This is a genomic window from Chitinophaga sp., assembly GCF_039596155.1.
Lineage (GTDB): Bacteria > Bacteroidota > Bacteroidia > Chitinophagales > Chitinophagaceae > Chitinophaga.
Map to the genome: position 1 here is coordinate 85,026 of NZ_JBCNKF010000019.1, position 18,747 is coordinate 103,772.

Here is an 18,747-nt window from a genome sequence, read left to right on the forward strand (position 1 = left end):
GAAGCAACAATCATTTAGGCAGGTTCCTCCTAAAATGATGCACCATACACAAAAAAATAGCTTACACCTCTTGCTGGTGTAAGCTATCCGTTAAATAGTGAAGTATATACACTATAATTTCAGTCTGAATATCTTGTATGGTAACACCGGTGGATAGGTGATCTGGGAGCAGGATATATATAAATAACCATCTGTAGAAATACTATAACTATCCGGCCACATTAACTTTGTTTTGTCCTGCGCGATATAATGCATTTGTAAGTCTGGCGTAATCTTCACAATGGCATTTTTCTCCAGGTCACCCATATACAGGTTACCTGCGTTATCGCAGATCATTCCATCTGTAGTTACAAAACGGCCCAGGTCCTGTACGCTGTCCTGCAGGGTGCGCATAGCGGTTTTAAAATTCCGCAGCAGACCGGCATTAATGCGATACAGTTTATTATCAGTAAGCGGCTTGTAATACAGCCACTGCTGATCTGCTGTGAGCGCAATCCCATCTGAATTGACAACCATTGTCCGCCCATTCTTCTCGAAGTGATAATGTGGATCTGCCTTTACTGAATAATGGTCGTGCAATACCAGTCTGGATTCACCGGTTTTAATATTCAACACGACGATTCCTCCGTTGGTAGAGGTAGTCATATAGGCAAATCCATTCACATTGTCAATCCTGATATCGTTCAGGTAGCTGTCATTACCCGCCACAGTTTCCGGAAAATGATAAACCCGGTCTACCTGGTTGGTAGCCAGGTTGATCTTTAATACTTTGTTGGCATGTTCGTACACAGGCCCCAGACCAATTCCTGCCGCATCTACTACCCACAAATAACCCTGATCATCTGCTACGACAGACTGTACACATACAAACTTATTCTGCCCGTCTTCTCCTTTCTTAAAACTATTCCAGGTAGTATCCGGGTAAGGTACCGGCTTACCATTGACTATTTCTACCACAGAATAAGCGTGCTTTTCTCCCCAGTAGGGATAGTTTGTAAACAAGCGGCCATCCCTGGCAACGGCTACACCTGTAAGCTGGTACTGATGGTCACCGAACACCTCTTCCAGCTGTGGTACAGCAGCTGATGTTGCCACTGTATCGGTGGTATTTTTATTTGTTTGTCCACTATTATTGCACGCGGCTAAGAAGATTCCCAACGCCAGTAAGTTCAATTTCGACATATACGCTACATTTGTTAATGCAGCAAATTTAATGAAGTTGCACCTTATGAATTACAAAACTTCACTACCTGCCGAACCGGCTGCACACTTATTGAATAGTCAACCAGGCACGGATTAAGAGCAGTCTATTACTTCACTGCCCTCCGAACCGGCTGCACAAACATTCTAAACAGGACTATTCGAACCGGTTTAAAATGACTCTATTGATCGGCATTACAAAACTTCACTACCTGCCAAACCAGCTACACGCTTATTGAATAGTCAACCAGGCAAGGATTAAGAGCAGTCTGTTACTTCACTGCCCGCCGAACCGGCTGCACAAACATTCTAAACAGGACTATTCGAACAGGTTTAAAATGACTCTATTGATCGTCATTACAAAATTTCACTGCCTGCCGAACCAGCTGCACACATATTAAACAATCAACCAGGCAAGGATTAAGAGCAGTCTGTTACTTCACTGCCCGCCGAACCGGCTGCACAAACATTCTAAAAGGGACTATTCGAACCGGTTTAAAATGACTCTATTGATCGGCATTACAAAACTTCACTACCTGCCAAACCAGCTACACGCTTATTGAATAGTCAACCAGGCAAGGATTAAGAGCAGTCTGTTACTTCACTGCCCGCCGAACCGGCTGCACAAACATTCTAAACAGGACTATTCGAACAGGTTTAAAATGACTCTATTGATCGTCATTACAAAATTTCACTGCCTGCCGAACCAGCTGCACACATATTAAACAATCAACCAGGCAAGGATTAAGAGCAGTCTATTACTTCACTGCCCGCCGCACCGGCTGCACAAACATTTTAAACAGGACTATTCGAACCGGTTCAAAATGACTCTATTGATCGTCATTACAAAACTTCACTACCCGCCGCGCCGGCTACACAGACATTTTAAGCATAACAATCCGAACCGGATTAAGATCAGTCTATTGACTGCCGACGGTCAGAATGGAAGGCAGGGTGGCCACTTAATTTTGGATTTCAAACGTACGATGCTATGCACGCGAACAGCATTCAGCACCACGAGTTCATCAACTACGCTGGTATACATAGAGAAAAGAACACGCACAATGAAAACTATATCTACTGCGAAAACTTCGAAAGCAGCAACAAAGATTTTAACTGGGAAGTAGACGCCCATTTTCATAGTTCATTATACCAGGTATTTTCTGTTGAAAGCGGGTACGCCACTTTTTATACAGCCGATGAGCAAATCTGCCTGGAAGCACCCTTCATGGTTTTTATCCCCCCGCTGAGTATTCACCGGTTTCATTTCGGTGCACAGATAAGGGGTCGCATGCTGACCTTTTCAGATTTTTATACAGAGACATTGCATGAAAGATATCCTAACATCCTGCATGCACTGGATACCGTCTGTGTACTCAAAGGAGACGCACTCCCCTCCTTCCATAAATCAGTCAATGATATTCACGCTGAATTCAACGAGTCTAAAGTCGGTAAAGATATTATCATGGAGCACATGTTGTATTTATTGATACTGCAGTTCTATCGCTACTCCAATGAACAACCGGTTGTGAAATCAGGTCACAACAATAACCTCTATTATTTCAGGAAATTCCAGCACCTTGTCAAAATCTCCAGGAGTCCGTTCACAAGTTTACAGGTGTATGCAGATCACTTGCATATTACAGCAAAACACCTGAACCGGATCTGCCGCGCGCTCAAACAAATGTCCGCATTACAGGTCGTACAGGTAGAATTAATATGCAAAGCAAAGGCACATTTGTATCATTTCGATTCCAACATTTCCGAAATTGCCTATGAACTGGGATTTGATGATCCCTCTTATTTTACCCGGCTCTTCAAAAAACATACCGGGCTAACACCTAATGAGTATCGCAAACAAATTCCGCTGGCTAAAATAAAAGAATGATCCGAAGTAGTCCCCCCGGATCATTACAAGGTTAAATTAGAATCTGAAAACGCTGTACAGGTGTGCATACACCATTTGCTGGCTATTCCCTGCCTGTTCTAAGTATTTCCCTTTAAATGTTTCATTTACATAAGCACCGAATAGCAGGAATGGATTTACCTGGTACTCGGCCTTCGCACAACATCGGGTACCAATCACACCTGATGTACCTGCACCGGCACTTCTGACCTGTACGCCAGACATAGCATAGATACCATCTTCTTTGGAGGTACGCCACAGTTCCTGTATGGTAAGGTCAATGCTCAGTTTTGCAATTGGTTTGCAACCAACTACCGGCCCCACGGCAGCGATATTGGTATATCCCAGGTCAGGCGCCCAGCTCATCCCCCGGGACCAGAGGTAATCATAACTGTTTGTCTTGTTATCTGTAGAGTCTTTATCACCTGACCCGATATCAATGCGGGTACCTATGAATGGTTTCCATTTTGTACGGAAGGTATACCAGCTTTCTGTTGCCACGTACCATGCACGCGCCTTTTGACGGAGGGCATTTTTACCCGTCTGACCTACCAGCTCTACATCGTAGTTCCAGCCACCTTCTATACCACCGATCCGTGCAGAAAATGTATTCTTTGTACCATTGTACAATGCGTTCGCAGCGGCTTTTTTGTCCGTATAAAGGTACAGTAACTCAACAGTTGAATTGGATAACGTGCCGCTTAATTTACGGCTCACATGTGCTGCGGCCAATTTCAGTTGCCTGTTGGATGGATCATTGAAATAACCAGCCTTATCCTGTACTTCCTCGCCTGCCATTACACCGAAAGTGTAGGCGCCCAATTTTACGCCGATCCTGCCTATGTCAAAGGAATGCCGGTTGTTAGGTGGTTGTCTTACATCGAGTAACCGGCCTTTATTAAAGAGTATTTCCTGCCGCCCCGCTCTTATATACATCTTATTGCCTTTACCTAAATGAAGGGTATATTCAGCAAATGCCTGGTGGAGTTCACCCGGGTTGTAGTCTGTTAAAGAGGGTTTATAATCCAGCTCGTAGGTAGTACCTGATTGTAGTTCTCCAAATACACGCAGGTTAGGTAAGATATGGATATCAGCCCATACACGGGAACGTTGTTGCCAGTCGAAGCCCTGGTCTTCATTGCCTTTACCATATTTCAGGTGTTCCCTGTATTCCACTCTGGGTCGGATTTCAGCTCCAAAGGTCAGGTAGCCGTTTCTCCATAGTGGAATGTATTTCAGCTGCGCCCACAATCCGGTTCTTAGCTGTTTATCTGAAAGATAGCGGTAATCTTCTTCATAGTTCAGTGGTAAGAATTTCGGTACAGGCCGTTTTTTGATGGTATCCTGCGCATAGGTGAGTAGCGGTAATAGTGCGAGGATACACAAGATGGCTCGTTTCATCTTCTATTGTGTTTTTAACAATGCAAAGATGAAAAGCAAACAGGAGTTCAGCTTGTAATAAATGATGTATTAATAGGACAATTGGCCCAAAATAAAGTAGCTACTCAACCCGCTGCACAGGTAACTTCTCCGACACCCCACGCTCATTAATGGCTTCTATTGTAAAATAGTATACCTTCTCCTTATCCAGCGTCTTCAACCAATACTCATTAGCGTTGTACACCATAATATTTGTATACAACTTATCAGGTGCTGTACCGTAATAAATATTATACGCATAGGCATCTGTCGCCGGCTTCCATTTCAGCCATGCACTACGTTTGTCTTTTTCTGTGCGGAGCACGATCAGGCTCTCCACTATCGCCGGCTTATTGCCGTCACTATTTCCAAACACCCTTAGTCCGCTGATGGCAAACCTGCCAGTCGGCACATGCACATTCTCCAGGCGAATATACCTCGCCCTCACTGGCTTTTCCAACGATACATAATCATGAGGTACATCCGTATGGTTCTTACTCTTATCTGCCAATGACAACCATTTCTTACCATCCAGCGAATACAACAATTTATACTGATGATAGATATTGGTTTGTTTGCCCAAAAATGTCGCATCCTGGTCTGCATAATTCACCTGCACAGCATGCACTGCCGACACGGCGCCCAGGTCTGATTGCAGCCACTCTCCTGCATTTCCGCTCGCCGCACTCCAATACGTTTTAATATCTTCATCGACGGCATTATTTGCACTATAGCTACCCAGGGTAGACGAAACCATCACCGGCTTATTATAATTCAACAACATCCACCCTGTAAAATCCCCGTTTGTAAAATGCGGGTAGTCGCCAAATGCCGTATTACAATACATCACATCATCTTTATCAAATCCTGCGGGCCAGATGCCAATCCTGCGTTCAAAGTTATTCTTCACACTAATGCCCATGGTGCTCACATGCCAGTATGCACCTTTGTGATCTGTAAATGTAGCCCCATGCCCGGCTCCTCTCGCAAACCCGCCGGGCTTGAAAGACAATGGATCTGACTGTGGCGTAAATTGATTCCCTAATGGCGAAGGCCCTGCTACCACACCATCCGCATACCCACTCATCTCTGTTCCCGGTGCACCATATTGCAGGTAATATTTTCCATTGTGTTTTGTCATCCAGGCTCCCTCTATAAACGGATCCAGGAATGTATTGTCCATATGCTCCCCGAATCGTTGCCACCCATACCGCCACGGCTCCAGCAGGTACATTTCCTGCCGGGTACCAATGGGCCTGAATGTTTGACGATCCAGCTCTACCCCATATAACGGATAGCGATTACTACTCCCGTTATACATATACAACCGGCCATCATCATCTGTAAAAAATGCAGGATCCCAACCACCGATCTCAAAAGAATCTACCAGTGGTTTCCAGTTGTTTTCCTTTGGTGAAGTGCTCATCCACAAGGTAAAGTTGCGGGTATAAGTGGAACCAAATACCAGCATCGTATCGCCTACAATTCCTACAGCAGGGGCACACAATTCATCATATCCTTCATTCCAGGGCCGCAGAAATTTACGCGATACAAAAGTCCAGTTTACCATATCTGCACTATACCAATATCCCCACTGATTGGTCGAAAACAAATAATAATCCCCTTTGTAATTCACAATAACAGGGTCCGCAGTAGCCCTGTGTTTACCCCATTCTGTAAAGTTGGGAATAGGTGTATAACCATAGTCCACATTGATGGGGTTACAATAGGTAGGCTGTTGTGCACGGCCAGCCATACTCATCATGAGGCAGCAGGAAAGAAGGATCTTTTTCATAACGGCTCAAAGTTAAACGAAAAAGCAGGGAAAATGGCTATCAGTAGCCACCTCCCTGCTAATTGTCCCCATCTGAATTATTTTTCTTCTGCCGGCGGTAGCATCGGTGGTGCAGGCACCTCCACAGGAGCCTCACCCCAATCCAGTGTACTGAACGCTACATAGTCAGTTACATCCACACCAATTGATTTGCCATGCTCATCTATGTATTTCCAGCTGGCCGATTCTCCTTCTCTCGCCATGATCGGAAAACTAAATGACACCCTGCCATCGTATCCCTCTAATTCGTCCAGCATCATATTTTCATATAGCGGTTTAATAATTTCCCGGCCATTGGCGTCAAGTATCCCGAATTTAGTTCCTTCCATCACCAGGTAACCTTTACCATGTTTTTCAGGAGAGATCTTTTCATAATTCACCGGTACAATGATCCGGCCGTTCAACCCTGCCAACCCCTTTCTGCCGTCACTTTTCATGAGCGTAAGCACTTCTGAATCATCTTCTCCGAAGAACGCATCCTCTGTAAATCGCTGTACGATTGACTGGGGTACATCATAGATGACCGGTACGATCTCCCTGCCGGTAGAATCGATATAACCATAACGGAAAATGCGGGCGGCGGTATCCAGGCATTCATATACAGCCGCTACCCCTTTATGGAAATTAGAGATATAATCATACTTCGGTTGCACGACATAATTTCCCTTTGCATCCACATACCCAAACTTCCTGTTCTTTACAACCATGGCCCGGTGATTTGAAAAATACCCCATGTATTCAGGGAATCCTCCTTTTGAATAATCACCTTCCACTTTCGCTTTTTTATCTATATCATAGATAAAACATTTAGCGTTTTCCCATACCAGCATCAAATGCCCTTCGTATGCAACATAGGCCGTATCAAAAGGCAGTTTGACGATCTCATGGGTTCGCTTATTCAGGATCTCCGCTTTGCCGGAATCCTTGGGATTTAAAAAGGAATATATACTGTTAAACGGAACGACCTCCCTGTATTTTACAGGGGCCAGCATCTTACCTGAAAAATCAAATACGCCGCTTAAGCCATTCCTGGTTACTAACAGCACACTGCTGTCATCGTAGGTAGAAATGTAATCGTAAATAACAGGAAGTATGACCTTTTGCTGTTTGATATCAAATAGTCCTGTTTTGTCTTTCAGGCTAATTTTTGCCAGCTGGTCATTTTTAGGAATGGTATGCATGTCTACATAATCGTAGATAGGTGGTACGACGGTATTGCCTTCCTTGTCGATAAAGCCATATTTATCGCCCATCCCCACATTCAGGTAATGCGCATCTCCGTAGTAACTGAGCGTGGTATATTTAGGTGGCACCAGTTTGCCTGTAGCAGGGTTATAGAAGCCGTATAACTTGCCCTGTATGATGGCGAGCATCATTGTACCGTCTTCCATAGACATTTCGTGAAACAGGCTGTATTGCGCTAAGATCTGCTTACCTGTTTTATCAAATATTACCTCTTTCCCATTTCTTTCAGATTGGAATAATGCGCCTCCGCAGCGGGGTTCAAACCAATAACCAAATGCGGTGGGAACAACGATCTTACCAGTCGTATCTGCAAGCCCGTATTTCCCGTTCCGCACGATGCCAATGAAAGCGGTGCTGTCATTGTAATAGTTAATATCATCGTATACATGGTCCAGGATTAACCGGCCAGCTTTATTCACCAGTCCCCATTTACCGTTTCTCTGCTGACCGGTGAAAGGACCCAGTTCTGTATCCTGAACTGACACATCATCTCCCGGCAGGCACTCGCAGGTATCTACCTCTACTTTCTTTGTTTTGAGGTTGATGCTCATCTTCTGGTCGTTTTTATAGAGCGATTCGATCCATTCATCACTTCGCATATTCATATGCTCGTGATCGTATTCAAAAGGAACTAATACTTCATTTTTGAAACTTACTACCCCCCATTTGCCGTCTTTCTGTGCAAATATGTAGTCACCTTTGGTGTTACAACCATAACAATAGTCCACATCCTCATATAAGAATGGCACGGTGAGTTCGTTTTTCTGCCGGTTATACACGCCCCATTTACCGTTTTCCTTTACGGCAAACCAGTCCGTGTCAAGTTGATTACTGGCTTCAAAGCGGAAGGGAAGAATAAAGCCTTTAGAGGTGTACAAACTGGATTTATTATCTTTCTTTATAATCCATTGGTCGGAGTATTGGGTATCTATGGTGTCATATTCAGGCCGCAGGATCCACTTACCGGATACGGTCATAATCCCTTGTTTGCCCTTAAAGCCAACCTGCAGGATGTCTTGTGGCAGGGATACCGAATCAGTGTCTGCCCAGGTATCGGAGAGACTTCTGTCATTATAAATAGTATCAAAAGCTGGTTTGCCTGTGCTATCGATATAAATGGAGTGTCCATGGTCTACTACTCTGGCAAACCCCTGCACAAAGCGGGAGCCTCCGTCGAATTTTTGTTGTGCCGCCACACTTCCGGAGAGGAATAATAAACAGCTGGCTAGTAATCGGTATTTCATATAAAGAATTTGTAAGCGCAAATGTCAGGTTGCGAACATATCTTTCCAAAAAACCGAGGTCACCAGGGGACTACAAGAGCGACTACAAAACGACTACAGGAACTGTAAGTAGTTAGTTATCAGACCGAAAAACATTAATACTCCCACTTATCCTGTGGCGATTTCCGCCAGGCAGCACCGCCATAAGGGAGAAAATGGACCTGATTTACAGAGGGATCTATCTTTGTGATCTCTGCCAATGCAACCAATTTTGCATCTTTCTGATCTGGATTTTTGCTGTGGTGGAACTGCCAGGCACCATCTTCGTCATCATGGTACACATATAAAATGGGCGCTCCCTCCAATACCTGTTTGGTTGTAAAGGCAGCTACATTTCTTTCTTCATAAAACATAAAATCAACGTTGCGGTCCAGCAAGGGCTGCTTAAATTTCAGGTCGGCAACGAAGCCTGCCTGCCAGGGGAACAAACTTGCTTTGTCCGGCCATACCATTTGTAAAACAGGAAAATCATCATGACCGTAATACCTGCTGGCATAGCCGAAATAAAATTCATAATAACGCTTGTCTACCGACAAGAACTGCATAGGGTGCTCTTTCAGAAAATCATCATACGATTGATCCGGGACAAAAGATTGCCCCTCACTGATCATTTCAGCTGCATCATTTAATATTTCACTCGCGACCTCCTTCTTCAAGCCAAAACAAATCAATTCCGGATGGCCATACTTCTCATACAGCCCGATTGTATGCACAAATGCCGGCAGATAATCGTCCTCCATGACCATTATCAAATGACAACCATGCTTTTCAATATTCTGCTTAATCCGGTCTCTTTCTTTAGTTTCCATCGTCCTAAGATAGGAAAACCTGCCAAAAATGGCAGGCTTTCTCTAAAAAATGCATCTATAGCAGGAGCATTATGCTACGTCATAACGACTCCCCCATCCCTTCTACCACCCTCTTATGGTATAATCTGCCATAACTCCGCGTCATACTGGTTCTCATACCATTGCTCCAACTTCGTTCCCGGTGTCTGATTACTATACGGTACATTCAACGCCAGCAGACTCCGCTGGTTGATGAGCTTATAATACCCACCTCCCATGTCCTGCACCCGCCAGTGCTGCGCCACATTTCCATTGTCCGTCCACTGAATCAGGATATTCCCCGCAGCCGTTGAGCCGCCTGCATTATCCAGGTTCAGCCCTGACGCTACATTCGTTATCTTATAGTATCCGTCACCCAGCGATGTGAACACCCACTTCTGGGCATTCGTACCATTGTCGGTATACTCCTGGATCTGTAATCCTGCCGTAGACGCCGCATTGGGTACATCCACACACTGTGATGTCACTTTAGACTTAATTCTATAAGTCCCGTTTGCAACCGGCATCGCATAGCCTGGCCCAATTGAAGGCGCGGGCACAGGAATTCCCTTTTCTATCGGATATCCAAAGAAAGGCACATCCCCGATCCAGCTAAACTGCTGCGCCATCACTCTCCTATCCCACCCACTTCCATCACTGTTAGCCGCATGGTACACAATCCAGTTCTGCAGGTTATCTGGTGACTTCACAAAAGAAGCATGCCCCGGACCATACACATTCCCGAACTTTGAAAATACCGCTGTTGAATTCTTTGTCCATGATGCCTTGGACAACAGGTTGCCGTTTGTACAGGTAATACGACCCAGGCAATAATCATTCGTCCAGCTGCCACTCGCTGAATAAATAATATTGACCGTGTTCCCGCTGATCAGGGAAGTAGGCCCTTCATTCACTGTAGGCGTACCTACCTGCTCCCATGCATAATCCGGTCTGGAAATCTCCACCCGCTCCCCATCAATGGTATAAGGATTACTCATCTTTGCGATGTACAGGTACTGCGATACATTCGTTGTACCCTCCCATCCTGACCATACAAAATACAACTGGCTGTTGAATGAAAACGGATGCCCGTCTATTGCCCAGCGATCGGTCGTCGCACTCAGCTTCGTCTTGTAGCTGTAAGACCCGTTGAGTGGATTGTTGGCATCTGTACCGCCTTCCAGTACATGCATGCGATGATTGGCATTGTTACCGTCATCTGCGGCAAAGTACACATACCACCTGCCATTCAGGTAATGCAACTCAGGTGCCCACAGGTTACCACTATAAAGTGTGCCTGATGGTGGGGTGAAAATGTAAGTCTTTGTCTGTTGTAAAAGGTTTTCCAGTGTGGTTGACTTTGTGATCCATAAACGTCCGCCGTCTGAACCACAGTAATAAAAATACCCGCCAATGTTGATCACCCATGGATCGTAGTAACTACCGTTGTCGATGGAGGGTAAAGGATTGGTGAAGATGACCGAAGTGCTGGCAGCAGTAACAGCTTTTAACGTGGATGAACCTGGCAGTTTTTGCGCAGATTCCGGCTTTGTGCATCCGTGCAATAACGCAAGCACGGGCAAGCCCAGTAGCAGAAAGATTCTTTTCATGCCGGTTAATTTTGAGAGATAAGTGAATATTAGGTATTCAGGTGAAATATACAATAAAAAAAATGCTTCTGTCCTGGTGACAGAAGCATTTTTTTTATTGTATGTGCCTAATTATTATGTCCTGATCTCCCTTCTCATAAACAGCCAGTAAGACACTGCAAAGCAGGCCACTGTAGCCGCAATCAGCCCGCTCACCTGTGGCCAGGTGATTAACAGGCTCTCTCTTAAAGGCAATGGTGTCGGCACCGCCATGGCCATCTGCTCCATGGTCAACGGCCCCATACTCCTTACCACCGGCATCAGCAATGTTGTGGTACCATCTGTATACATCTGGCTCGGTATCACCAACAGGAAATTATGCCTGATCTCGTTGTAGATCGCCATTTGCTCAGGCCCCAGCATACTGGGATCCGGCAGGATGCCTTTCAGGATAATCTGTACCAGGATAGGATAAAAAACCGTGAAGAATAACCAGATGGCAATCGCCGTCAATGCCGAAGTAGCCGTCTGCCGGAATTTAACAGACAACAGGATAGCAAGATTCAGCCAAAACGCCACATAGATGATGCTCAACACTACAAAGCAAAGAATGCGTACAAACTCCGCCCCTTCTATATGTACCCCGGTAATCAACATTCCTCCTCCTACCATCAGCATATTCAGGGAAAAGAACAGGATACTGATCACTATCAACGATCCGGTAAACTTTGCATTCAGCAGCGAATCCCTGTAAACAGGCTGGGCCATTAACCGGATCAGTGTACCATTGCTCTGCTCTGAATTGATCGCATCAAAACCCAGTGCGATGCCTAACAAAGGACCAAGGAAACCAATGAATACATGAAAGGGAGGCAATGACCGGTCAGTGATGGTCAGTAACTTCAGGTAAAAATACAGGGTATCATGATCGGGCACATTCTCCATCGCTCCCCTGATGTTGGACATCGAAACATACATCGAACCCAACCAGGTAAGCAGGATCAGGAGCGCCATGATAATGAACCGCCAACTATGTATCTGGTCAGCCACTTCCTTCCTGACCATCACCCAAAACGGGCTAACGTTTTTTGAACCTGCCTCGGAATGATCTTTGGAATAAGCCAGTAGACTTTTCATTATGTACCTCGTTTTCCTTTAAATTATTTTCAAAATAACGTTGATAGATCTCGTCCAGACCATAAGTTCTTTTTTGTACACCTGTTACATCATATCCTTTGTGTACAAAATATCGAACAATGTCCGGCGTAATGTCTGACTGACCAGAGACCTCTATTGCAGTAGCCGTAATATCTACTTTGGTAACACCCGGTAATTGCAAAAGGTCGCTCTCCGCAACTGCCGAAGCATCTCTCAGGGTCACCTGCACAACATGCGGATCTGCCTGGAACAGGTTCGCTGCCAGTGTTTCCACACTTCCCTGGGCAAGCAGCTGCCCACCCACGAAAATACCTACACGGCTACACACCTGTTGTACCTGGTGCAGGTGATGAGACGATAAGAGAATCGTAATACCCTGCTCCTGGTTCAGCCGCCGGATCAGTTCCAGGAAATCCCTGACACCTGCCGGATCTATACCTAATGTAGGTTCATCAAGTATGATCACTTCCGGACGTTTGATCAATACATCTGCCAGTCCCAGTCGCTGCTTCATACCGCGGGAAAAAGTGCCCGCTTTCTTGTGCATAGCAGCTTCCAGCCCAACGGAAATCAGCATTTCCTTTGCGGCAGTTGTGACTTCCGCTTCAGGAATACCATTCAACCGGCCAATGTATTTCAGATTTTCCAGTGCTGACAGATCATTGTAAAAACCAACATTATCCGGCATGTACCCCACCTTCCTTTTTACAGGAATGGGATGACGCGACGCATTCAATCCGCAGATCTGCGCCGTTCCTGCTGTTGGCTCTGTGAGCCCCAGCAGCATCAATATAGTAGTGGATTTTCCGGCGCCATTAGGTCCCAGCAGACCGAAGATCTCACCCCGCTGAATCGTGAGATGGAGATTATCAACGGCTTTCAAAGACCCATAGGTTTTGGATAACCCATGTATCTCTATGATTGGTTGTTCCATAATGTACTATCGCCTGCCATATTTACGAATAAGGAAATAAACAGCACCTACGGCGATCAGGATAATGAACAATCCCAGCCAGCCTGTTAATGCAGAAGTTTTTACAGTAATCCTGAAATCTGCTTTTGCGTTGGCATTACTATTCCTTACGGTAACATTGGTCATGTAATCGCCGGCCAGTGTCTTGTCGGGCACCTGTAGTGTAGCAGTGATAGTGGTATCGGCCCCCGCTTCCAGATGAAGGATTTTAGTAGGTGCGAAAGTAAGCTGCCATTGAGAGGGATTTTGTGCACTGAATTCCAGGTTGTCCAACGGAATTGTACCCGTGTTCTTAACAACCAGCTGCAGTTCTTTCGTGCTGCCTTCTGTTACATCTTCGCTGAGTTTACCGGTGGGTGTAGTGAGCGTCACTCCATAAGTGCCTTTGATCACCGCTTCCAGGCTCAGTTTCAGGGAATCGTTCCCCACCAGGGCTGTCACGGGAATCGCGTACTTACCCGGTTTGCTATCCAGTGTAGGGACAATTTCAATGCCGATATCAGCCGTCCTGCCGGAATCAATATTCACGGAAGTCACTGACATGCCATCTATTTTGAAATTGGCATTCCAACCTGCCGGCAATACTGCAGAGAGCTGGAAGATACGGGATACAGGCGCAACGTTTTTGAGTTTGGTGTTGAAATTAAACGTGGTATTGGCCGCGGCCTCAATGTTGATCAACCGGGCAGTAAATGGTGGTGAAGTTTGTGCCCAGATCTGGTTGCTGAATAAGAATACAAATAACAGAACAAATAAATAAGGACTGCGCGTCATCCGGCGCTGATGCTTAGTTGTAGTAGCTGACATTGCCAATTCTAGATTAATAAATAATAAATTATATACTGACCGAAATAATTGTTATTTACTTACCTGTTAAAATGAAACGGCTGCCAATTTAGTAAAGTCTCAGATTTTAATTGTAAAAAAAATGTGAAAATTTCAGACTACGCGGTCCGCTTATTTTCAAGGTGAGGTTGGTACTTTCTCCCCCATTGCTCCATCATCAATACGACAGGTAATAGCTCCCGACCATAGTCTGTGAGATAATACTCCGTACGTACCGGGACTTCCGCATACACATTCTTTGCAATAATATCATGGTCTTCCAGCTCTTTCAGCTGCTGACTGATGACCCTTTTACTGGCACCATTGATCATTTTTAGCAGCTCACTGGGGCGTTTGGGCCCATGCTGCAGGTAACAGATGATAAATGGCTTCCACTTACCACCCATTACTTCCATGGTTACTTCCAGCGAACAATTATATAAACGGGGGATTTTCCTTGTATACATCTCTCAAACCTTAAAAGGTGATTAAATTATCACCTGGTGATTAAATTCCCAGTACTTGACTTTCGCCCCGTACGGGTCCAATTTTGCAATACAAAAATAAGGATATGCAAAACAGAATCGTACAAATAGACAAAACAGGAATTGATGCACTGAAGGTAGGCACGACAAGCATCCCCCAACCCGCGGCTCATGAAGTGGTGGTAAATATTAAAGCAGTATCATTAAATTTCCTGGACCTCATGATCGTAAAAGGAGACTTCCCAACCGGGCTCCCCTTTCCGTATACTCCTGGTTGCGATGGTGCAGGAATAGTAACAGCAGTAGGTGAAGCAGTAAGCGATTGGAAGACCGGCGACCGGGTAGCACTGACCTATGTACAGAATTTCCTGGCAGGTGAAGGGATCGCGTTGAAAGATGCCGTACGCATCGGATGGCAGACACAGGGCGTGCTGGCCGATTATGTCACTGTGCCGGATTACGGATTGGTAAAACTCCCTGATTCTCTGTCCTTTGAAGAGGCAGCTACCATGCCCGTGGCAGGTGTCACTGCCTGGCAGGGGTTGATCAATATTGCCAACATACAACCCGGCCAAACCGTCTTGGTGCAAGGTACCGGAGGGGTTTCTATGTTCGCCCTGCAAATAGCCCTTCAGGCAGGGGCGCGGGTAATTGCCACCACCAGTTCCGATGCCAAAGCCGCCAGGTTAAAGACATTGGGCGCAGATGCCGTCATCAATTATAAAACGCACCCTGACTGGCAGGAAGAAGTACTACGCCTGACCGGGGGTATAGGCGCTGATGTGACACTGGATGTGGGTGGGAAAGATACCATTCGCCAGTCTTTACAGGCCGTGAAGGTAAATGGATGGGTATGCACAGCCGGTGCTTTGACCGGGTCTGAGATCACACTGGATGTATACGGAGATATGAACCTGAATTTCAAACGACTCGCAGGACTGGCAGTAGGTAGCCGCGAAAGCTTCCGGGATTTGCTGAAAGCCGGGATCAAACCGGTAATCGATAAGGTGTATCCCATTGCAGAAGTACAAGCGGCATTCCGGGAACTGGAAAGCGGGGGACATTTCGGTAAACTCGTAATCACACTCTAAAAAAAGATGGAGGGAACTCTCGCTCCCTCCTCTTAGCATTCCCCCAAAATAGTCAGCATGAATTATGTAAGGCTTTAGCTTCGTCGTTTGTTATCGTGAGGAACAATCCCAGGGTCCTGAAGAACCCCGGTGTGTTCCATCTGGAAAAAAGATTGATTACTTCTCATTCTCTGTATGATATATTGCCAAACCAATGCCAAGACGTTAAACAAAACATAACTAACTGTAAATCAACCGATATTCAACCAGCCCTACCCTATTAATCTTCCAGAATCCGGAAATTTCTCTCCCTGATGGAATCCCGCACAGATAACCCCGTAAGAAAATAAGCTGGCTGCATACAAATAAGGGCCGGCTGCACATGCAACCGGCCCTTGTTTGTATAATCGCAGGTCCTTTTTAAAGACCCGTACTTAAACTTTCTTTTATCTGTGCCAGGAACTCCTTCACAGTTGTCGCTGAACCGGAGGCCGGATTTGTTACCGCACAATTATTAATTACAAAGCTCTTTACATCCGCCATCTGCCAGATACTAGCCCCACTCATTTCAGGATACCCGGCTTTGAAGCGTATCATCTCATCCTTTATCTCAGTCACCGTCTTACTGTTATGCGAACTCTCACAGGTACTGAACGCCCCCCTGCACATAAAAATAGGGTACACCGGTTGTACCGCACCCGTGGCTGCTTTCCATGTACCCGGATTCGCCCTCGTACCACCATCATAACATTGCAGGTAAATGGCATCTACGATCTTAGGATCCGTATCCTTTACGACTGTTTTCCAGAAATCATTCACCCTAAACGGACACAAGGTCATATGCATCTTCAACCTCGCGGCTATCTTTCCCATTTCAATAACAGAGTGCGTGTCATATACTGACTCATCATCAATACAAAATGCATCCGCCCCTACCACTTCCTTCAATACCTGGCAGATCTTAAACAGGGTGCTGTTATTACCCGTTCCCGTTACCACACCAGGTACCTGCTTTGTCGCATCCACCCAATCCCGTATAAAGTCAAATGTATTCGGAGGCTGGTTATACCACCTGCCTTCCAGCAGGATCTCGATTCTTGCAGTCTTCTTCAAAGCCGCCACCCTACGCAGGTAGGCAGTATCTCCCACCCACTTCCCATCATGGATCACCGGATGCTTGTTGTCATCACCGGAATACAGATCTCCATCTCCATGAATATAGAAACTGGATAGCAACACAGTATTAAACCCCGCATCCTGCAATAAAGCATAGGTTGAATCATCCCCGGGATACATCCCCCTTCCGAAAATGCTTAGATTTTTTTCAGGCAGAGGCGCCTGTGCAGCGCAAAACAAAGAAAACGCTGTCAGATAAGCAAGCAGCAATAAGACCTTCATAGTATAGTTATAATTTACGAAGGCAAATTAAGCACTTAATTCAAGCGTTTGCGACCACTCATATAGCTATACGACTAACCATCTAGTCTTTCAGCTTCCAGCAGGTTCGCCAGGAACTGCTGACTGGATTTGCTCTCCACGTGAAATGCATAGACGGTCCTGGCAAAAGCCAGCACGACCATCACGCTGCCGAATACCTTGAAATACAAAGGCACTTCTAAAAAGCCAACAAACATCTTCGGCATTGTCACTATACAGGCGATCATAATAGTAGCCACCACAAAAACCATTAAACTCATCAGCTGCGGCTGCACAGTTACTTTAATTGCTGTTTTGCCGGGATAAGATTCAAATTTGCCTTTCAATATGGGCAAATGCAGGTTCTTCTGATAAACCACTTTGAATATCTCAAAACCATCAGCGGAGACCATTCCCCCATATGGTTTACCACCCAGGCTCCTTACTCCATGAGGCGCACTAATCAATGAAATGGAAGGGTCACAATTGTCCAATAATCTTTTTTTAATTTCTTCTAATGGTAGTGGGCTACTCAGCGTAAAATGCTGATAAGGTAACAGGGATGTAATATTCATAACAATGTATTATTCTTTATCAAAACCATAATCTCTTTCCACGAGACAGATCCTCGTCTTATACTGCGCATACCACTTCTCTCTACCCATTTGCTGGGCAATCAGGTGGTCTGCCTGCTGCTTCCAGTGACGGATCGCCTCCAGACTTTCCCAGTAAGACACTGTAATACCCACACCCTCTCTTGCAGATTCTACACCCAGGTATCCGGGTTGGGTCTGTGCCAATGTCATCATCAGGGTAGCGGTATCTTTATATCCGTCTTCCACAGGCGTTCTGAGCGAAGTGAATATGACTGCATAATAAGGTGGTGGTGGTGTTTGGGCTATCATCATGCTTATTTTTTGTTGCTTCCTGGAAAGCCGGCAACTATTTGCTGCACGTTGAACTTCATTGTAAAAGTATGCAGCTATGCCTCTTTCACTTCCGTTCCTTCCAGCAGGTTTGCCAGGAATGCCTTAGATTTTCTTGCTTCTATTTTATAGGGAATGGTGAATAATAAACTCCCAAATACTAACATCGCAAAGGGTATTAACAATGTTGGCTCAAATCCATCTTTTATATTCGCTATAGTGACTGCCACACACCCCAAAAACACCATCGACATCCAGAATACTGAAAAGACGAGAACTGCTATATGAGGACTACTTTTTACCTTTATTTCCGTCTGCCCCAGGAAATGAACAACCTCCCCCTTTATCACAGGCAAAAAAGAATTCTTGTAGTTAATGACCCTTGATATATCAAAATGCTGCCCGTTAATGACGCCGGCATAAGGTTTATCCAACTTCTCTTTCTGCCCCCACCGTGTTACCACCAGGTTAGAAGTTAGTTTTTTCGGGGCTACATTCGCGTCCAGTCGCAGCATCACTTCAGCTACAGTCAGCCTGGTTACCAGGGTATAGCGGTCAAACGGTAATAAGGATTTTATTTTCATAGCATAA

The 18,747-nt window shown here is 45.4% G+C and carries 16 protein-coding genes; 2 read left to right on the top strand and 14 right to left on the bottom strand.

The window, feature by feature from the left end; translation table 11 throughout:
• Positions 1 to 111: 111 nt before the first annotated feature.
• Positions 112 to 1,182 (bottom strand): L-dopachrome tautomerase-related protein, encoded by a 1,071-nt coding sequence (locus ABDW33_RS18755; RefSeq protein WP_343691619.1) that lies wholly within the window; start codon positions 1,180 to 1,182, stop codon positions 112 to 114.
• Between the two features lie 1,009 nt (positions 1,183 to 2,191).
• On the opposite strand from ABDW33_RS18755, the gene ABDW33_RS18760 reads away from it, so the two are divergent.
• Complete coding sequence (locus ABDW33_RS18760) at positions 2,192 to 3,088, top strand: helix-turn-helix transcriptional regulator (RefSeq protein WP_343691620.1); 897 nt, start codon at positions 2,192 to 2,194, stop codon at positions 3,086 to 3,088.
• 36 nt (positions 3,089 to 3,124) lie between these two features.
• Here ABDW33_RS18760 and ABDW33_RS18765 read toward each other — a convergent pair whose 3' ends face one another.
• The 9 genes from ABDW33_RS18765 to ABDW33_RS18805 form a co-directional block, all read right to left on the bottom strand.
• Positions 3,125 to 4,507, bottom strand: coding sequence for an alginate export family protein (locus ABDW33_RS18765; RefSeq protein ID WP_343691621.1), 1,383 nt, complete (start codon positions 4,505 to 4,507; stop codon positions 3,125 to 3,127).
• Positions 4,508 to 4,607: 100 nt separating this feature from the next.
• Positions 4,608 to 6,320, bottom strand: a complete 1,713-nt coding sequence (locus ABDW33_RS18770) for a family 43 glycosylhydrolase (protein WP_343691622.1) — start codon at positions 6,318 to 6,320, stop codon at positions 4,608 to 4,610.
• Positions 6,321 to 6,397: 77 nt separating this feature from the next.
• Positions 6,398 to 8,848, bottom strand: a complete 2,451-nt coding sequence (locus tag ABDW33_RS18775) for a WG repeat-containing protein (RefSeq protein WP_343691623.1) — start codon at positions 8,846 to 8,848, stop codon at positions 6,398 to 6,400.
• Between the two features lie 134 nt (positions 8,849 to 8,982).
• Entirely contained in the window at positions 8,983 to 9,696 is a 714-nt protein-coding gene (locus tag ABDW33_RS18780) for a DUF4262 domain-containing protein (protein ID WP_343691624.1), read from the bottom strand.
• A gap of 113 nt (positions 9,697 to 9,809) precedes the next feature.
• Positions 9,810 to 11,324 (bottom strand): family 43 glycosylhydrolase, encoded by a 1,515-nt coding sequence (locus tag ABDW33_RS18785; protein WP_343691625.1) that lies wholly within the window; start codon positions 11,322 to 11,324, stop codon positions 9,810 to 9,812.
• A gap of 114 nt (positions 11,325 to 11,438) precedes the next feature.
• Positions 11,439 to 12,440: an ABC transporter permease subunit gene (locus tag ABDW33_RS18790; RefSeq protein ID WP_343691626.1), complete on the bottom strand. Its 1,002-nt coding sequence runs from the start codon at positions 12,438 to 12,440 to the stop codon at positions 11,439 to 11,441.
• A complete protein-coding gene (locus ABDW33_RS18795) occupies positions 12,382 to 13,395 on the bottom strand; it encodes an ABC transporter ATP-binding protein (RefSeq protein ID WP_343691627.1) in 1,014 nt (337 codons plus the stop codon). The genes ABDW33_RS18790 and ABDW33_RS18795 overlap by 59 nt, the downstream gene beginning before the upstream one ends.
• Before the next feature lie 6 nt (positions 13,396 to 13,401).
• The gene (locus tag ABDW33_RS18800) at positions 13,402 to 14,241 is read right to left on the bottom strand and encodes an NEW3 domain-containing protein (RefSeq protein ID WP_343691628.1); all 840 of its coding nucleotides are present in this window, start codon (positions 14,239 to 14,241) and stop codon (positions 13,402 to 13,404) included.
• Between the two features lie 137 nt (positions 14,242 to 14,378).
• Positions 14,379 to 14,726, bottom strand: a complete 348-nt coding sequence (locus ABDW33_RS18805; protein WP_343691629.1) for a helix-turn-helix domain-containing protein — start codon at positions 14,724 to 14,726, stop codon at positions 14,379 to 14,381.
• 104 nt (positions 14,727 to 14,830) lie between these two features.
• On the opposite strand from ABDW33_RS18805, the gene ABDW33_RS18810 reads away from it, so the two are divergent.
• Positions 14,831 to 15,835: an NAD(P)-dependent alcohol dehydrogenase gene (locus ABDW33_RS18810; RefSeq protein WP_343691630.1), complete on the top strand. Its 1,005-nt coding sequence runs from the start codon at positions 14,831 to 14,833 to the stop codon at positions 15,833 to 15,835.
• 399 nt (positions 15,836 to 16,234) lie between these two features.
• Here the strand turns inward: ABDW33_RS18810 and ABDW33_RS18815 are convergent, their stop codons facing one another.
• The 4 genes from ABDW33_RS18815 to ABDW33_RS18830 form a co-directional block, all read right to left on the bottom strand.
• Complete coding sequence (locus ABDW33_RS18815; RefSeq protein WP_343691631.1) at positions 16,235 to 17,212, bottom strand: hypothetical protein; 978 nt, start codon at positions 17,210 to 17,212, stop codon at positions 16,235 to 16,237.
• 74 nt (positions 17,213 to 17,286) lie between these two features.
• A complete protein-coding gene (locus tag ABDW33_RS18820) occupies positions 17,287 to 17,805 on the bottom strand; it encodes a hypothetical protein (RefSeq protein ID WP_343691632.1) in 519 nt (172 codons plus the stop codon).
• Between the two features lie 9 nt (positions 17,806 to 17,814).
• On the bottom strand, positions 17,815 to 18,138 hold the full coding sequence (locus tag ABDW33_RS18825) for an antibiotic biosynthesis monooxygenase (RefSeq protein ID WP_343691633.1): 324 nt from the start codon (positions 18,136 to 18,138) through the stop codon (positions 17,815 to 17,817).
• Positions 18,139 to 18,212: 74 nt separating this feature from the next.
• Positions 18,213 to 18,740, bottom strand: a complete 528-nt coding sequence (locus ABDW33_RS18830; RefSeq protein ID WP_343691634.1) for a hypothetical protein — start codon at positions 18,738 to 18,740, stop codon at positions 18,213 to 18,215.
• Positions 18,741 to 18,747: the final 7 nt, after the last annotated feature.